The sequence below is a fragment of the Paenibacillus sp. FSL H8-0048 genome (assembly GCF_038002825.1).
Lineage (GTDB): Bacteria > Bacillota > Bacilli > Paenibacillales > Paenibacillaceae > Paenibacillus_AQ.
In genome coordinates, this window is record NZ_JBBODF010000001.1 from 1431757 (window position 1) to 1448222 (window position 16466).

General features: G+C 53.4%; 17 protein-coding genes. 2 read left to right on the top strand and 15 right to left on the bottom strand.

Going from position 1 to position 16466, the window contains the following annotated elements; genetic code table 11:
• Positions 1-138: 138 nt before the first annotated feature.
• The 7 genes from ptsP to aroA all read right to left on the bottom strand — a co-directional run bounded on the left by ptsP (position 139) and on the right by aroA (position 7647).
• Entirely contained in the window at positions 139-1905 is a 1767-nt protein-coding gene (gene ptsP / locus NSU18_RS06305; protein ID WP_341021116.1) for a phosphoenolpyruvate--protein phosphotransferase, read from the bottom strand.
• Positions 1902-3788, bottom strand: a complete 1887-nt coding sequence (locus NSU18_RS06310) for a glucose PTS transporter subunit IIA (RefSeq protein WP_341021114.1) — start codon at positions 3786-3788, stop codon at positions 1902-1904. Before NSU18_RS06310 ends, ptsP begins: the two co-directional genes overlap by 4 nt.
• A 20-nt stretch (positions 3789-3808) precedes the next feature.
• Positions 3809-4057, bottom strand: coding sequence for a hypothetical protein (locus NSU18_RS06315; protein WP_341148548.1), 249 nt, complete (start codon positions 4055-4057; stop codon positions 3809-3811).
• 247 nt (positions 4058-4304) lie between these two features.
• Positions 4305-4976 (bottom strand): hypothetical protein, encoded by a 672-nt coding sequence (locus NSU18_RS06320; RefSeq protein ID WP_341021112.1) that lies wholly within the window; start codon positions 4974-4976, stop codon positions 4305-4307.
• 225 nt (positions 4977-5201) lie between these two features.
• Complete coding sequence (locus NSU18_RS06325) at positions 5202-5636, bottom strand: CoA-binding protein (RefSeq protein WP_341023278.1); 435 nt, start codon at positions 5634-5636, stop codon at positions 5202-5204.
• Between the two features lie 164 nt (positions 5637-5800).
• On the bottom strand, positions 5801-6367 hold the full coding sequence (locus NSU18_RS06330) for a GNAT family N-acetyltransferase (RefSeq protein WP_341148549.1): 567 nt from the start codon (positions 6365-6367) through the stop codon (positions 5801-5803).
• Positions 6355-7647 (bottom strand): 3-phosphoshikimate 1-carboxyvinyltransferase, encoded by a 1293-nt coding sequence (aroA, locus tag NSU18_RS06335; protein WP_341148550.1) that lies wholly within the window; start codon positions 7645-7647, stop codon positions 6355-6357. Before aroA ends, NSU18_RS06330 begins: the two co-directional genes overlap by 13 nt.
• A gap of 126 nt (positions 7648-7773) precedes the next feature.
• On the opposite strand from aroA, the gene NSU18_RS06340 reads away from it, so the two are divergent.
• Complete coding sequence (locus tag NSU18_RS06340; RefSeq protein ID WP_341021106.1) at positions 7774-8079, top strand: rhodanese-like domain-containing protein; 306 nt, start codon at positions 7774-7776, stop codon at positions 8077-8079.
• Positions 8080-8121: 42 nt separating this feature from the next.
• On the opposite strand, the gene NSU18_RS06345 is transcribed toward NSU18_RS06340, so the two are convergent.
• The 4 genes from NSU18_RS06345 to NSU18_RS06360 form a co-directional block, all read right to left on the bottom strand.
• On the bottom strand, positions 8122-8628 hold the full coding sequence (locus NSU18_RS06345) for a shikimate kinase (RefSeq protein WP_341021104.1): 507 nt from the start codon (positions 8626-8628) through the stop codon (positions 8122-8124).
• A gap of 191 nt (positions 8629-8819) precedes the next feature.
• Positions 8820-10232: an NADP-dependent phosphogluconate dehydrogenase gene (gndA, locus tag NSU18_RS06350; protein WP_341021103.1), complete on the bottom strand. Its 1413-nt coding sequence runs from the start codon at positions 10230-10232 to the stop codon at positions 8820-8822.
• A gap of 265 nt (positions 10233-10497) precedes the next feature.
• Positions 10498-11094 carry a hypothetical protein gene (locus tag NSU18_RS06355; RefSeq protein WP_341021101.1) on the bottom strand — a complete coding sequence of 199 codons (597 nt, stop codon included), beginning with the start codon at positions 11092-11094 and terminating at the stop codon, positions 10498-10500.
• 327 nt (positions 11095-11421) lie between these two features.
• Positions 11422-12687: an MFS transporter gene (locus tag NSU18_RS06360; protein ID WP_341148551.1), complete on the bottom strand. Its 1266-nt coding sequence runs from the start codon at positions 12685-12687 to the stop codon at positions 11422-11424.
• Between the two features lie 169 nt (positions 12688-12856).
• On the opposite strand from NSU18_RS06360, the gene NSU18_RS06365 reads away from it, so the two are divergent.
• Positions 12857-14332: an aminotransferase class I/II-fold pyridoxal phosphate-dependent enzyme gene (locus tag NSU18_RS06365; protein WP_341021098.1), complete on the top strand. Its 1476-nt coding sequence runs from the start codon at positions 12857-12859 to the stop codon at positions 14330-14332.
• Between the two features lie 77 nt (positions 14333-14409).
• Here the strand turns inward: NSU18_RS06365 and NSU18_RS06370 are convergent, their stop codons facing one another.
• From NSU18_RS06370 to NSU18_RS06385, 4 genes are all read right to left on the bottom strand, one after another.
• Positions 14410-14733 carry a DUF1292 domain-containing protein gene (locus NSU18_RS06370; protein ID WP_019911532.1) on the bottom strand — a complete coding sequence of 108 codons (324 nt, stop codon included), beginning with the start codon at positions 14731-14733 and terminating at the stop codon, positions 14410-14412.
• An 83-nt stretch (positions 14734-14816) separates the two neighbouring features.
• Entirely contained in the window at positions 14817-15371 is a 555-nt protein-coding gene (locus NSU18_RS06375) for a copper amine oxidase (RefSeq protein ID WP_341021096.1), read from the bottom strand.
• 256 nt (positions 15372-15627) lie between these two features.
• Positions 15628-15864: a DUF3892 domain-containing protein gene (locus tag NSU18_RS06380; RefSeq protein ID WP_036695032.1), complete on the bottom strand. Its 237-nt coding sequence runs from the start codon at positions 15862-15864 to the stop codon at positions 15628-15630.
• A 90-nt stretch (positions 15865-15954) separates the two neighbouring features.
• Entirely contained in the window at positions 15955-16398 is a 444-nt protein-coding gene (locus NSU18_RS06385; protein ID WP_341021094.1) for a GNAT family N-acetyltransferase, read from the bottom strand.
• Positions 16399-16466: the final 68 nt, after the last annotated feature.

The window sequence follows — 16466 nt, forward strand, 5'->3', positions numbered from 1 at the left end:
AATACAGCCATGGATGATTCGCACCCCTTTACAGCAAAAAGCCCGGTGTGTATGGCCCCTTGACCTTCACCGGACTTTATATCGATGTTCCTGTTCACCTTGTCTTTGTTCCGCCGATAACATTCGGCCGCTAGAAGGCTATGACGTCTTCTCTTTGGAGTCTCCGCCGGCACCCAGCGGAAATCCGCTCCGACCTACAAAAGCAGTAAGCTGCTCCTCTGTCTCCGAGCTGGTGCGGTTGCGGAAGCAGACCTTCGCAATCTCCCTGGCTTCAGAAGCCAGGGTGTTGAGCGTACGGTGCTTCACCTTCAGCAAGGCTTGCGGCGACATGCTCAGCACACTGATCCCCAGCTCCAGCCAGAGCGGCAGTGAGCGCTCGTCTGCGGCCATCTCGCCGCAGACACTGACATCAATGCCTGCGCTGCGTGCCGCATCCACCGTCATGCGGATCATGCGCAGCACTCCCGGATGGTACGGATGATACATATGGGCGATCTGCTCATTCATCCGGTCCACAGCCAGTACATACTGCACCAGATCATTCGTGCCGATACTGAAGAAGTCCACTTCCTCTGCCAGCAGGTCGGCAATCATCACTGCGGCCGGAACCTCAATCATTATACCTACTTTCATGTCGCGGTTATACGGTACTCCCCGGCTGTCCAGCTCGCTTTTCACCTCGTTCAGCACCGCTTTGGCCGCCTGCAGCTCTTCGACCGAAGAGATCATCGGGAACATCATCCGCACATTGCCGTAATGACTGGCCCGCAGAATGGCTGTAATCTGGGTTTTGAACATATCCTTGCGGTCCAGGCTGATCCGGATGGCCCGGTAGCCAAGAAACGGGTTCTGCTCCTCCGGCAGCTGGAAGTAATCCAGATGCTTGTCTCCCCCGATATCAAGCGTACGGATGACCACGGTCTCCTTGCCGACTTTTTCCGCGACCAGCTTATAGACTTCGAACTGCTCCTCCTCTGTCGGAAAAGAGCTGCGGTCCATGTACAGAAACTCTGTACGGAACAGCCCCACTCCCTCGGCCCCGTATTTCAGCGCCATATTCAGCTCCTTCACGGAACTGATATTGCCAGCCAGCCGCAGAGACACCCCGTCCTTCGTCACCGCTTCCACGGTTGCCAGCAGCTCCAATTGCTCCCGCTTCCGCTGCTGCTTCGCGCGTCTGGTGTTGAAATCAAGCAGTGTGGATTCATCCGGATGAATCATGACCGCCCCGGTCTCCCCATCGAGCACCAGCATGTCCCCTGTCTGGATAGGAGTCAGGATCTTGTTCTCCAGGCCCGCCACCAGCGGAATGCCGAGCGCACGGGCCATGATGGAGGAATGCGAGGTTTTGCCGCCCATCATCGTCGCTATGCCCAGCACATACGCCGGATTCAAATGCGCCAGCTGTGAGGGGGACAGCTCCTTCGCTACCAGGATGTACGGCTGGGTATCCGACGGCAGTGTAACCTCAGGCGCACCCAGGAGATGCTTCAGCAGGCGGTTGCCGACATCCTTGATATCCACCGCACGCTCCTTCATATATTCATCGTCGAGCAAATCGAACATCGCCACGAAGTGGTCGATCGCTTCCTTGACCGCCACCTCGGCTGCCTTGTATTGGCGTTCGATAATGCCGCGGATTTCGCTCATGAACACCGGATCATCCAGGATCGCCAGATGGGCATCGAAAATACTCGATTCCTCCGGTCCGACGACCTCGCGGAATTCTTTTTTGATAAACTCGATTTCGTCCTTGGAGGTCCGAATGCCTTCGTACAACCGTTCGAACTCCTTCGCCAGATCCACCGGATTCACCTGGGTGTCCGGCAGACTCCATTCCCAGTTCGGCAGGACAAAGGCCTTCCCGATGGCAACACCTGCTGCGGCGCCTATGCCTTGTATCATGCTTCGATCCCTCCAACATTGCTTTCATGTAGTACCACGGACATGACGGAAGACTGCCCCTTTTTCACGTTTTTGAATGGCGCATAGCTCCAGGATTTGACCCGGTCCGGGTTGGTAATCACCATCGGTGTCGCCAGCGAAGCGGCATGCTCCTTCAAGTAGGCCAGATCAAACTTGACCAGCAGCTGCCCCGGCTCCACACTGTCACCTTCCTGTACAAGCGCCTCAAACGGACCCTTAAGCTGCGAAGTATCGATTCCGATATGCATGAGCACCTCGAGCCCTTCGGGCGTAGCAATGCCCACTGCGTGCATCGTAGGGTATACGTGCATCACTTTGCCGAATACGGGCGAGACCAGCTCTCCCTTTTCCGGGACAAAGGCCACTCCATCTCCGACCAGCTTCGCGGCAAAAATATGATCCGGCACCTCTTCAATCGGCATCATCCGTCCCTGGATCGGCGCACTGAACAGCACCTGCGGCAGATCGCGCAGCATCAGCTTGTCAATCTCCTCACGGATCAGCTCCGAATATGTACCGAAGACGACCTGCACATTGCCCCCGCCCAGCTTGATAATGCCTGCGGAGCCCAGTCCCTTAAGCGCCCCTGTATCTATGAAGCGGTCATTATGCACCGTTAATCTCAGCCGGGTAATGCAGGCCTGAACCTGCACAATATTCTCCTTGCCGCCCAGCGCCTCCAGAATCAGCGGAGCCTGATACGGGATATTGCCCGCCCAGTCGCCCAGCTCAGAACCCTCCTCGCGGCCCGGCGTAGGAATCTGGAACCGGCGGATCGCCCAGCGGAACACGTTATAATAGACAATGCCATAGCCGATCCCGATTGGAATCAGCAGCCAGGCCCGCTGGGACAGATGCATATTGAGGAAGAAGTCGATGGTCCCCGCCGAATAGGAGAAGCCGTGATGAATCCCGAGCGAGTAGGTCAACACCATCGCAAGCCCGGACATGACCACATGCAGCGCAAACAAATACGGCGACGCGAACAGGAAGGCGAATTCAATCTGCTCCGACACGCCGGTCAGAAAGCACACCAATGCTGCACGCAAAAAAGTCTTCTTGATCTTGGGCTTGAGATCCTCGCGCGCTTCCTGAATGATCGCAAAAGCAATTGCGGGCAGGGCGAACATCATGATCGGGAACAGCCCGGCCATGAACACCCCCGCCGTAGGGTCACCGGCAAAAAAGCGCGGCAAATCCCCCTGTACGACTGTACTGCCGTCAGGCGTCGTAAAGGAGCCCAATTGGAACCAGAACACATTATTCAGAATATGGTGCAGGCCAAAGGCCGTCAGTACCCTGTATAGCACCCCGTAGACAAACACTCCATAGCCGCCGGTCACCTGCACTACCCTGAACAGCTCATTGAGCAGCTGCTGCAAGAGCGGAGACACCCCGAGCATGACCCAGGCGAACAGAGCCGAGAATAAGCCCATGAACAGCAAAACAAAACGCGACCCTCCAAAAAACTGGATCGCCTCCGGCAGCTTGATATTCTTAAACCGGTTATGCGCTACACCGGCTACAATCCCAAGGATAATCCCGATTAATGTTGCAGGCTGTACAGCCCCGTCTCCCATGTTGGACACAATCCGGTCATAAGTGAACATCCCTGCGAGTGCGGCCAGTCCGGCCGGTCCGGCCTGATTGGACAACCCCCACGCCACACCGACAGCAAACAAATAAGGCATGAAATAGAATATTCCTTGCCCCGCGTACGTCGTCACTTCGGATACCGAAGAAAGTCCCCATGCAGACCACGGTAAGCTGCCCAGACTCAGCAGGATAGCCGCCGCCGGCAGCACCATGGTAGGAAGCATAATGGCTCTGCCCAACTGCTGCAAAGATCCGAGCCAATTCAAGGCGACCCTCTCCTTTCTTTCTATATTGAATGGTAAGCGTTACAGCAGTTTTTGTCAAAAGAATCTGGGCGTGAACCGGAGGTGAAGCGCGCTACGAAGACGGCACCGTCAGCGCCATCAGCGCCTTTCGCACCCTTCGCACCCTTCGCACCCTTCGCACCCTTCGCACCCTTCGCACCCTTCGCACCCTTCGCACCCTTCGCACCCTTCGCACCCTTCGCACCCTTCGCACCCGCTAAAGTGTAGCATGAGCACAGACAGCCTACCAATAGAGCGGTGATTGTATTTTGTACAACAGATTGGCCGAAATTCCGCTCATATCCACGATCTATTGTATTTCGTACATTAGAATTCTCAGAATTACATCATAACCAACCATAAATCAAAATTCTACTGTATAAAATGCAACAGAAGCTCGAAATCGCGGGTTTTGACTAAATTCTAATGTACAAAATACATTCACACTGGTGCGGCTGCGACTATTCAAAGCCTTTTAACCAATGATGTTCCGTCTTCTCACCAACTCTGATCCTGATGCATTGGCCTCAGTTCATAGGATCTTATCCCTCTTCCGCCAGCGACAGGCTGGAGCAGTCCTTTCTCGCTCAGAGCGCTGAGCAGTTTGTGTGCCGTTCTAAAGTTAATCTCGAAATAATCCGTTACATCCTTAGGACGAAGGGGTCTTCCAATCTGCCAGGCTAAACGTAATACGTCTTTTTCTCCAGACAACAGTTGTGCTCCGGCCACTCTACTCCGCGCCAAAAACGGTGCCAGCGCCAGCTGCAGCAGCATCCGGCACACTTCGGGACGCTGCTGGATGTCGTCGAACGAGAAGTGCAGCATCTTCCAGCCCATCCCGGTCAGGAAGGTGTCCCGGTTCAGCGCATAGTTGAACTTTTCCCGGTCCATATCCTTGATATGGCTCTGATAACCGTCACATTCGATGCCAAAGCGGGTTCCGTTCTGCGGCAGAAAAGCAAAATCCAGAAACTGCGACTTCCGGTTCCAGTCGTACACCTCATATTCAGGGTGCAGATGCTCCAGTGACTCGAATAGCGGCCACCATACATTCTGCAGAAACAGCTTCTCCGCATAGTTATGTCCGCGCAGCAGCCTCCCCCTCCGTTCACCCGTTCTTTCATTCGTATGTGCCTCCATAAAGCTGCTGTGTGCCATTTCAAATTCCATATCTACCTTCCCCCTCCCGGAAAATGCAAAAAAACGCCCTTCTCCCCTTGTTAATGGAGTAAAGGACGTTCTTCGTCTGTGTAAATCATTTCAATAATTGTTAGCGAGAACTAATCAAGAATACTGCAACCAGGTCTGAGGGACATTTGAAAAAATTAAATCTGGATAGCTTTGACCTACAAGTATATCCGGTATCTGCACACCTGATCATACATGCGAATCGTCTTATCCCCGGCTCCGGCCCTTCATCGTAATCGCTTCCTCCACCTTAATGCAGCGGTCCATGATCGCGATCATATGATTGGCAGCGGCAATGTCCGCCGCCTCTTGACTAATGATCCCTTGCTGCAGCCAAAGCACACGTGCGCCGATATCAGCAGCCTCCTGCGCAACAGCCGCGCAGTATTCACTGCGGCGGAATACATTCACAATATCCACCGGCTCCGGAATCTCCGCCAGCGTATGGTAGCATTTCTCGCCCAGGATCTCCCCGTCCACTGACGGGTTGACCGGAATGATCCGGTAGCCCCGGCTCTGCATAGCCCCTGCAACCATATATGAGGTGCGGTCAGTTTTGTCGGATAGGCCAACAACAGCGATATTGCCTGCCGCAGCCAGAATCTCGCCGATCTCTTCCCTGCTAGGGTTCTCAAAGCTCATATGTGTATTTCCCCTTCCGTCTGATTTCGTCCATGCCCTCCGCAGCACTGCTTGCCGCTTCAGCCACGGTTCTGTCATTTTCAGCAACACCTATATCATACAGCGCCGCACCAGAAGTTCCAAATTCCCGTCAGCCTTACGTAACTGTTCATTTATATCTGGATCTACGAATCCTCTGGGTGCCCCAAGCTGCACAGCCATACCATATGAATGGAATCCGGCCCCCAATAATCCTGCACTGCTGCATGGGGCGTTCCGAATTTCCGCAGCCATCTGTCCTGCGCTCGCTTATATCCGCTGTCCAGGCAGAATTCGGAAATCCCCCGCTTTCTGAGAAAGACCGTGACCTCCTCAATTAAAGCTGAGCCTACACCCTGCCCCTGAAATTCAGGCAGGACATACAAGCTTCCCAGCTCACCGACAGCCGATAGGCGGTTATCGGTGCAGTTCCGTATGTCCTCTCCGCAAGGCGCATAAGAAACCGTGCCGATAACCACTCCACCGCTTCTGGCCAGCCAGAAATACACATCCGTATCCTGCGGATTCAGCGCAGCATTGGCCATCTGTATCTTGGCTGCGGTCTCCTGCCGGATGTCTTCCTGCAGGTGCCCCAATCCTTCCCGTTCGAAGGCGTCGGCGATCGTCACCTTGAACAGCTTCGATACGGAAGGGATATCTTCCGGAGCAAGAGGTGTGATGCTTAAAGAACCTAGATTGCTCAATTCACCCATTCCACATCCGCACCCAGCAAGCGCAGATGATCGAAATACTGCGGATAAGACTTCGCCACATGATGGGCATCCTTGATCAGCAGCGGCTGGCGGGCCCGCAGGCCAACTACAGTAAGCGCCATAATTACACGGTGGTCATAGTGGGCATTGATCGTTACGCCGCCTTCCACGCCATCCGGTGTGCCATGCACAATGATCTCGTCCCGGCGTTCCTCGACCTTCGCACCGGCCCGGGTCAGCTCAGCCAGATAGTCTGTGATACGGTCGCATTCCTTGTAGCGCAGATTCTCCACATTATAGAAGCGCGAGGTCCCTTCAGCAAAAACCGCCGCAGCTACCATTGCCAGCACTGCATCGGTTGCCGCATCGCCGTCGAATTCCACCGCCTTCAGAATGCCGTTCCCCTGCACATGCACTGTTCCGTTCTCATGGGTGAGCGGCACCTCCATCATCCGCAGCACATCGACAATGGCCCGCTCTCCCTGCTTGCTTCTCTCAGCCAGCCGGTGAATGGTCACATCCGACTTCGTCACTGCTGCGGCCGCAAGCACTGCGGCTGATCCCGGATAATCGCCTTGCACCGTATAGGTCTTGGCTGCATAGTTCTGGCGTCCAGGCACCTTGAAGGACATATAATCGTCAGCCGCATGTACGATAATCCCGGCCTGCTCCAGCACCTCCAGCGTCTGGCCGATGACCACCTTTGATTTCAGATCATCCACCACGATGATCTCACTGTCTTCTTCAAGCAGTGGCGTAAGGAATAAAAGTGCGCTGAGATACTGCGAGCTGACAGCGCCAGAAACGGTAATCCGTCCGCCCTGCGGCTTGCCGCCGCGGATCGTAATGGGCAGCCTTCCGTTATTATGCTCGACCTCCACGCCGAGCTGGCCCAGTGCCAGAATGAGGTCGTCATGCGGCCGCTTGCCGAGAGAATCGGGATACGTATTCACGAAGGTAACCTCCGGGCTAAGAGCAGCCACCGCCATCAGGAAGCGCAGCACAGCGCCGGCATTCCCGACATTCAGCTCCTTGACGTCACGGGGATGGCGTCCGAACCCCTGGACTACGATTTTCTCATCATCTTCAGTCAGGACTGCGCCAAGATCGGCAATACATCTGCGGATCGCGTCGCTGTCCTCACTGTGGGCAGGATGGTAGATCGTGCTGACTCCTTCAGAGAGAGCGGCTACCAGCAGGTAGCGCGTGGTGTAGTTTTTGGAGGACAGAGCTCCGAATTCTCCTTGCAGCGTCGGCGTAGGCCTAACAATAACGTCCATAGTATAAGCGCTCCTTCATCATATATAGTCAGTATGTACGGTCCTGTTTGACAGGGTAATCCGCAGTTGTGTTATCATTGCGTGAAGAAAGTCCATTCCCATTCAGGCAGAAAAGAGGGTACTATCATGAATGAAATTCCGCAAATTACACCGCAGGAGCTGCGTAAGCGGCTCGCTGCCGGCGAAGAGCTTGTACTGATCGATGTCCGTGAAGAGGATGAGGTTGCCTTCGGCATGATTCCCGGTGCACAGCATATCCCGATGGGCCAGATCCCGCAGCAGACGGAGAGTCTTCCGTCAGACACTGAGATCATCTTCATCTGCCGTTCCGGCAACCGCAGCCAGCGGGTCTGTGAATATCTGCAGCAATTCGGCATTCAAGGCTCTAACCTGAGCGGCGGCATGATCGAGTGGGATGATACCGAAGCGTAATTGAACTTCATCCTGATGTTAAGCGCCAACACACATAAAAGCTCAAGCGCGGTAACGCAGTAAAATGTATTGCGAGACCTCAGCCACATTCAGCTCCGTTGTATCGACCGTGCAATGCGCGAAACGGTAAGCTTCCCTGCGCTGTTCCATAATGGAACGGACCCGGTTTGCCGCATTGCCGGCGAGCAGCGGCCGGTTCACATCCCCGCTGACCCGTTCAATAATGGCATCCTCCGTGGCTGTAAGAGCCACAACAAATCCATGCTCCAGCATGACTGCGGCATTCCCTGGCGCAAGAACCGCCCCTCCGCCTGTAGAGATCACTTTGCGCTCTCCCTGCAGCATTTCCTGAAGCACCGCTGATTCAATGCGCCGGAATGCCTGCTCTCCGCCTTCTGCGAAGATATCCGCAATACTGCGGCCCTCTCTTCCGGTAATTACTGCATCCAGATCAACCAGTTCATAGTCAAGCTCCTCAGCCAGAATGGCGCCTACTGTAGACTTCCCCGTAGCCATCATCCCGACGAGAATGATATTTCGATCGTCCATAACAACCTCCAAGCCGCGACATTTGTCATATCATAACACAGGGTGAAAAGTTTGCACAATGCCGGCAGCCTTCATTTTGAAGCGGCCTGTACCTGCCATGGCTATGCCACATGGATGCAAAAAACCCGATAGCCCTCCGCGTGAAGCGGAAAGCATCTCGGGTTCCTAAGCATGAAGCTGAACGCTGCCTGTTACTCTGCCAGCCAGTTGTGGTGGAACACGCCTTCTTTGTCCACACGCTTGAAGGTGTGAGCGCCGAAGTAATCGCGCTGTGCCTGCAGCAGGTTCGCTGGAAGACGTTCTGTACGGTAGCTGTCGTAGTATGCAAGGGCGCTGGAGAATCCCGGAACCGGAATGCCCAGAGTTACAGCCGAAGCGATAACCTTGCGCCATGCCGACTGGTAGTTGTCCATAACATCCTTGAAGAACGGATCAAGCAGAAGGTTCTTCAGCTCTGCATTGTTCTCATAAGCATCTGTGATGTTCTGCAGGAACCGGGAACGGATGATGCAGCCGCCGCGCCAGATTTTGGCCAGCTCGCCGTATTTCAGATTCCAGCCGTATTCGTCAGAAGCTACACGCAGCTGGGCAAAGCCCTGGGCATACGATACGATCTTGCTGGCGAACAATGCTTTGCGCACGTTCTCGATGAATTCAGCCTTGTCGCCGTCGAAAGGAGCCACAGCAGGTCCGCTCAGCACTTTGCTGGCTTCAACGCGTTCCTCCTTCATGGCCGACAGGAAGCGGGAGAAGACAGATTCGGTAATCATGGACAGCGGCACGCCTAGATCCAGCGAGCTTTGGCTTGTCCACTTGCCGGTACCCTTTTGTCCGGCAGCATCAAGGATAACATCCACCATCGGCTTGCCGGTCTCTTCGTCATACTGAGCGAAGATATCCTTCGTAATCTCAATCAGATAGCTGTCCAGCTCGCCATTGTTCCATTCTGCGAAGGTGCTGTGCAGCTCCTTGGCATCCAGACCCAGAACGTCCTTGAGCAGGTGGTAGGCTTCGCCAATCAGCTGCATGTCACCGTACTCGATACCGTTATGCACCATTTTCACATAGTGTCCTGCACCGTCCGGCCCGATATATGTACAGCAAGGCTCTCCGCCCACATGGGCTGAAATCGCCGTAAGGATAGGTTCAACCAGCTTATACGCGCTTTCCTGACCGCCCGGCATAATGGAAGGACCCTTGAGCGCGCCTTCTTCACCGCCGGACACGCCGGTGCCGACGAAGCGGAAGCCTTTGTCTTCAAGATATTTACTGCGGCGTACCGTGTCAGGGAAATAAGCGTTACCGCCATCAATGATGATATCGCCTTGATCCAAGAACGGCAGAAGCTGCTCAATGGTGGCATCTGTAGCCTGGCCTGCCTGAACCATGATCAGAATCTTGCGCGGTACTTCGAGTGATTGTACAAACTCTTCAACGGAGAACGTACCCACCAGGTTCTTGCCCGCTGCTTCTGCGACCAGATCATGTGTCTTCTCCGGGGAACGGTTAAACACGGATACGCTGAAGCCTTTGCTCTCGATGTTAAGAGCCAAATTCTTGCCCATTACCGCCAAGCCAATAACGCCGATTTGTTGTTTTGACATCTGGTTCTCCACCCTTTGCACCCTGTATTTTTGTGAAATCCATTTCTCGCAGTATAAGAATACCACCCTTTGTCAGAGACAGCAAAGTTCCGCCTGCGAAAGAGAGATCAATTTCATTGACAAACTTCGATCCATCAGGGAAATTGCTCACAATGACTATTTTAACGGTTTTGTGCGCAGAAGTGAACCCCCGTCCTCAAGAAAGGCTCAATAAAAGGACACCCCGCGATGGGATGCCCTTAACCGCATGTATTCACTTCGCACCCTACCATTCCAGCGCTGCAAGCTCCCTGGTCAATTGCTCAAGCCTCGCTGTGCTGGCCGCTACCGCTTCCTTATCGCGTTCACGCATAGCTTCATTCAGCAAGTCGAGCTGTTCATCCACGGCAAGCCTGCGGTCGCGGATTCGCTCTTCGCCCTCTATGGAGTAGAACAGCTTCGTCAGCTCCTGATCGGACAAAAGCGGCCCCTTCTGGTACAGCACCCGCTGTTGATAACCGGAAATCTCCACCAGGCGGATGACTTCACCGAATAAAATATTCTCTATAATGATCTGACGGTCACGGAAGCGCTTGACAACGGCATGACCTCTCATATCCCCAATCAGCTTCTCCATCCATTCTGACAGGCGCGCATCACGGATCATGTAATCTCCCACCAGCTTGAAGCCGTCCTTAATCCGCTGGAAGCGCAGCTTCACAAGCTTGCGGCCGGTGCGCACCGAAATAAGAAAAACACTCTCGTTCTCACTCCAGTACAGGGAATAACCTTCCTTGATCAAGTCCTTGATTAGATCCTGGATATGCTGTCTGTCGAACCGCAGCTCCAGATTGCAGTACTCCACTTCATCATTTTTGTTCACGGCACTCCCCCCTAACTGCTTGATTTAAGCATCGTCAGCTTCATGGCCTAACCTAAGAGTAGAACAGACTGCCGGACCTCCGCCTGCACCTTGGATCTTTGCGTAGCTTACACTTATTTTATACTTCATATTATGTAGCGGTAACTTGGTTTATTGACTATTTTTACCCGTTTTTGGCCTTTTCCAAACGCTGGTACCCACTTTAGGAGGTATGGACCAGCCCTTTTATACGCAAAAACAGCAATAAAGCCGCATTCCTCCCCTTTTCAGGCGGTCTGCGGCTTATTGCATTTCTGCACCGGGTTCACTTCCCTGTGCCAGCTGGACTCAGTGCGCCCTGCCGTGCTTCAGCTTCGTCCGGTGGACGATCAGCAGATGCAGGCCGAATAATATAACCATTACTCCTGCGCTGGCCAGAAAAGGAGCGCCGTGGCTGACCGTATCCCACAGCTTGCCTGACACCACCGGACCGGCAACCATCCCTGAGCCCTGCAGCGTCAGGAAGAGCCCCCAGACGGTCCCGCGTTCGCCTTCCGGCACCTGCTTCGCCAGGAAAGCGTTCCACGCCGGAAGAATCAGCGCATAGCTGATCCCGACCAGCGCCACCGCCACGAAGGCCAGCGGCAGCCAGCGGACCTGTGAGAAGAAGGCCATGGAGCAGGCTGCCAGCAGGAAACCGATATTAAGGAAGATGGAAGTACCGACCTTATCGACCAGCTTCCCGGCGGGTATAAGTGTCAGTACGGTAATTCCTCCCCCGGCAATCAGCAGCAGGCTGAACTGGTTCGGGGTGACATGCAGCTCCGAGCGTGCAAACAAGGTGACCACCGGGGTCATAAGCCCAATCGCAAAAGCCTGCAGGAACAGCGCCGGGAACAGCAGACGGCTTACCTTCAGTGAGGAGGTGACCTGCTGCCAGGTCCGCTTCAGACTCTCCAAGGGCCTTACCGGCTTACGCGGTACCGGCGGTCCCTCTGCCGATATCTCACGCACCACACGCGGCGCATGCCCGCCGATCTTCGAAGGCAGGAACAGCGCCACGGCTACAACGGCGGCAGCGAAGCCCATCAGCACCAGGAAGACTGTCCGGTAGCCCTGTCCGCCATGATCCATCATGAAGTTGACGATAATCGGCCCGACTCCGGTTCCGGCCAGGGAGGCCATCTCCACCGCCCCCATAGCTGCGCCGCTGCTGCCGCTCTTGGTTGAGCCCGCCAGCTCGGTGATGCCTGTCATCGTGCAAGGCCACAGCGGCGAGGTACCAATCCCCAGAATCAGACAGGCGATGGACAAGCTTACGGCATCTTTGGCATAGATAATCAGCCCGACAGCCACGACCAGCAGCAGCAGCGCTCCTGTCATCGTCCAGCGGTAGCCGATCCGCTCCATCACCCAGCCGAACGGGCTGCGGAACAGGTTATCCCCGAGATACTGCAGCGCGAAGGCGAATCCGACCACTGTTACGGAGAGACCCAGAATATTCTCCATGTAGACTGGCAGCAGAGCTACCAGCAGCGAGCCTTTGACGAATTCGACCAGGAAAATAATGATCCACATTTCTAATATGAACGGTGAGGCTAAACTGATATGCATACGTTCCGCTGCTTTGCCAGACATTTCATCACATCCTAGTATTATGTTGATTGATTTGTTATACTGATGCTTGCTCAAGTAGAAATGGGTATTCCGTCCCTCCGGGGACACCTTTTGCTTCAGCGAAATCAAAAAAACCACTCTTCGCGAAAGGTTGTGACAGCATTAAATGAATCAACAAGCTACTCCCCTCTTCACTGCTCTCAAAAAGCATGCCGCCGGAAATCCAGTTCAATTCCATATTCCGGGACATAAGAAGGGGCTAGGGACCGATGCCGAATTCCGTGAGTTTATCGGCGATAACGCTCTATCCATAGATTTGATCAATATTGCACCGCTTGATGATCTTCATCAGCCCACCGGGGTTATCCTTGAAGCTCAGAAGCTGGCTGCAGAGGCTTTCGGCGCCGATTACACGTATTTCAGTGTACAAGGCACGAGCAATGCCATCATGACTATGATCCTCTCTGTCTGCTCAGAAGGAGACAAAATTATTGTGCCGCGCAATATTCACAAATCGGTGATGTCGGCCATTATTTTCTCCGGAGCCAAGCCTATTTTCGTCTCTCCTGTACAGGATGAGAATCTTGGGATAGACCACGGCATAACCACCAGCTCGCTGGAACGGGCTTTAAGGCGCCATCCGGATGCCAAGGGTGTCCTCGTTATCAATCCGACGTATTTCGGCGTATGCGCCGACCTCCGTTCGATTGTCGACCTGGCCCATAGTTACGGGGTTCCCGTACTTGTGGACGAGGCACATGGAGTACTGATTCATTTTCATGAGGACTTACCGGTATCGGCCATGCAGGCCGGTGCAGACCTGGCAGCAACCAGCGTGCATAAGCTGGGCGGCTCCATGACACAGAGCTCGGTACTGAACCTCAATGCCAAGACGGGTCTTGTCAACCCACAACGGGTACAGACCATTCTCAGCATGCTGACCACCACTTCAACCTCATATATTCTGCTTGCCTCTCTGGATACCAGTAGACGCAACCTTGCCCTGAACGGACATGAGATGGCGGCGAGAACGATTGCCCTGTCGACCTATGCCCGTAATTCAATTAATGAGATTGAGGGGCTGTACAGCTTCGGCAAAGAAATTCTCGGAACAGAAGCCACCTTCGATCATGATCCGACGAAGCTGAACATTCATGTACGCCACCTGGGCATTACCGGTTACGAGACCGAGAACTGGCTCCGGCAGAAGTATAACATCGAAGTTGAACTCAGCGACATGTATAATATTCTTTGCCTGATTACCCCTGGAGATACTAAAGAATCTGTAGATAAGCTGCTTGCGGCGCTGCAGGTGCTCTCAGCGATCCATTACAGCAAGGGTGAGATCTATGAGCTTAAGGTACAAGTGCCGAATATCCCGCAGCTGGCCCTAATCCCGAGAGATGCCTTCTACGCGGATACACAGCTGATTCCCTTCCGGGAGTCTGCCGGTTACATCATTGCAGAGTTCATCTACGTCTATCCGCCGGGTATTCCTATTCTTCTCCCTGGAGAAGTTATTACCCAGGATAATATCGACTATATCATCGACCATGTAGAAATCGGATTGCCTGTCAAAGGACCTGAGGACCGCAGCATTACCAATATAAAAGTTATTGTCGAAGCAGAGCCGATCTCCTAAGGCTTTTCCCATAGCAGTGCGACATGCAAAACCCCGATACGTATAGAGTATCGGGGTTTTGCATGAATGCCTGAAATCTATTCTTGCTGGGCAAGCAGCTCGTTATAAGCTTCTTCAACAGCTTTCCATTCAGCTTCATCTTCAATGTTGTACAGAACCATTTCCTCGTCTTCTTCTTCCATACGAAGGATGATTCCGTCTGCTTCCGGGTTCTCGCGCTCAAGCAGCAGGGCGTACAACTTCTCGCCTACGTCGAACGTTTCCACCAGTACCATTTCTACATCTTCGCCCTGCTCGTTCGTCAAGGTCAGCACAAACTCCTCGTGCTCATGGTCGTGATCATGTCCGCAACCGCATGCTTCACCATGTTCATGGCCATGCTCATGTTTGTGATCGCTCATTGTAATACCTCACTTTAATTGAATTATCCTACATTTGGTATCGTAACACGTAAGATAAGGACAGGTCAATTTGCAGGAGGGACTTAATTCTTGGATGAAGCCGTAACTACCTTCTCGGACACAAGAATGTACTCTCCGTTCTTGGACGCCTTCATGAAGAAGCCAACACTATATTTGCCCGGTTCCTTGAAATCATAGGTGAATTCCGGTGTGGAGAACCAAAAATCCTCATTCTTGGAGCCGGCAGCATCCTCCAGAATATCCTTCACATTCCCGGCAGGATCGGTAATCGCCACCTTCACGGCAGCAATGCTGTCCTTCAGGCTGTCCACCTGTGTCAGAATCTTCATCTTCAGCTTGCCTGTGTTGACATTGCCGAATACCGTATCGCCTTTGAACAGTACGATATGAACGTTCGGCTTAAGGATCGTCACTCTGCCCGAGCCGTCCCAGCTGACGATACCTCCGGCCTCTCTGGCGGGAATATAGGTCTTGCCGTCAATCAAATAGCCGCCATCGGCTATTTCCTTTCCATTGCTCCATACTTTGATCCTCTGGTTCACAGCGTCCGCGAACAAATAGGAGCTTCCCATCATGAAAAACACAACCGTGCAAAGAGCAATTTTTCTCCATCTCATTGTAAAGCCCCTCCAAATAATTCATGCTGTTAATGTATACTGCTAAGCCAACGACAAGTTGCGCAGAATTCAGGGAATTATTTCTTTTTGCAGAAGAAAAGAAAATCAAGCCCTTCAGCAACCGGTTTCGGCATGTGCAGCAGACGTTAACGCAGCATTATTGGAGAAGCTGCTGTCTCCTCTGGACATAGAAACGGCCGGACTTCAGCGCCTGTAAGACGCCTGTCCGGCCGTTCCTCCTGTTATCTATGCCCGGCTAAAATTGCGGAAGCTGATCCAGATTATTCGTAGGATCTCCGTCTGCATCGCCGCGGATATACATTTCGCCATCTTTACCTTTAAAAACATTAACGCCAGCTATGCTGCCGGACTGCACCTCCTGAAGTGCCTGCTGATAATCCAGCACACGTCCGGAGGAGGTCTGGAACCCGGTCAGGTCCCCGTCACCGTTACGTTTGGCGGCAATAAAGCGTTCCCGTTCTTGATTCATCACTTAGGATCGTCTCCTTCGCACTAGAATTAGCCAGCTGCTCTGGCCGATTCTAGCTTGTCCATCGCAGCGAAAGAGTATGTACCAGGAAGTTTATAGGGCCTTACTCATTCTGACATGCAGAATTCCGGCATCATAGAAGGGTTCCTTGGAAATCACTTCATAGCCAAGCTTGCGGTAAAAGGGTTCTGCTTGACACTGGGCATCCAGAATGGATGCCTGCAGCCCCAGCTCACGTGCGCGTTCTTCCATAGCCAGCAGCAGGATACGTCCGCATCCCTTGGCACGGAAGGCCCCGTGAACGGCAATCCGCTGCATCTTGGCGGTGTCCGCTTTATAATAGATCATCCGGCCGGTTGCTGCCGGCTGCCCGCCCTCCATGAGCAGAAAATGATGCACATGCTCACTGATAGCATCATATTCGTCGATTTCCTCTTCTACCGGCACCTTCTGTTCTTCCACAAATACCTTCTTGCGGATCTCCAGCGCCATTTGAAGCTGCTCCTCTGTAGTAACATGTACGATTTCCACTGCCATCCCCTGGCTCCTCTCTGTAGGTCCAATCAATATGGAGCATTATACAGAATTATTAATATTCTGTATAG

Bases quoted from the DNA above. Each gene is read 5' to 3' on its own strand.
- ptsP (WP_341021116.1), bottom strand. From the start codon at position 1,905: ATGATACAAGGCATAGGCGCCGCAGCAGGTGTTGCCATCGGGAAGGCC.
- NSU18_RS06320 (WP_341021112.1), bottom strand. From the start codon at position 4,976: ATGGAATTTGAAATGGCACACAGCAGCTTTATGGAGGCACATACGAAT.
- NSU18_RS06325 (WP_341023278.1), bottom strand. From the start codon at position 5,636: ATGAGCTTTGAGAACCCTAGCAGGGAAGAGATCGGCGAGATTCTGGCT.
- NSU18_RS06330 (WP_341148549.1), bottom strand. From the start codon at position 6,367: ATGGGTGAATTGAGCAATCTAGGTTCTTTAAGCATCACACCTCTTGCT.
- aroA (WP_341148550.1), bottom strand. From the start codon at position 7,647: ATGGACGTTATTGTTAGGCCTACGCCGACGCTGCAAGGAGAATTCGGA.
- NSU18_RS06340 (WP_341021106.1), top strand. From the start codon at position 7,774: ATGAATGAAATTCCGCAAATTACACCGCAGGAGCTGCGTAAGCGGCTC.
- NSU18_RS06345 (WP_341021104.1), bottom strand. From the start codon at position 8,628: ATGGACGATCGAAATATCATTCTCGTCGGGATGATGGCTACGGGGAAG.
- gndA (WP_341021103.1), bottom strand. From the start codon at position 10,232: ATGTCAAAACAACAAATCGGCGTTATTGGCTTGGCGGTAATGGGCAAG.
- NSU18_RS06360 (WP_341148551.1), bottom strand. From the start codon at position 12,687: ATGCATATCAGTTTAGCCTCACCGTTCATATTAGAAATGTGGATCATT.
- NSU18_RS06365 (WP_341021098.1), top strand. From the start codon at position 12,857: ATGAATCAACAAGCTACTCCCCTCTTCACTGCTCTCAAAAAGCATGCC.
- NSU18_RS06370 (WP_019911532.1), bottom strand. From the start codon at position 14,733: ATGAGCGATCACAAACATGAGCATGGCCATGAACATGGTGAAGCATGC.
- NSU18_RS06375 (WP_341021096.1), bottom strand. From the start codon at position 15,371: ATGAGATGGAGAAAAATTGCTCTTTGCACGGTTGTGTTTTTCATGATG.
- NSU18_RS06385 (WP_341021094.1), bottom strand. From the start codon at position 16,398: ATGGCAGTGGAAATCGTACATGTTACTACAGAGGAGCAGCTTCAAATG.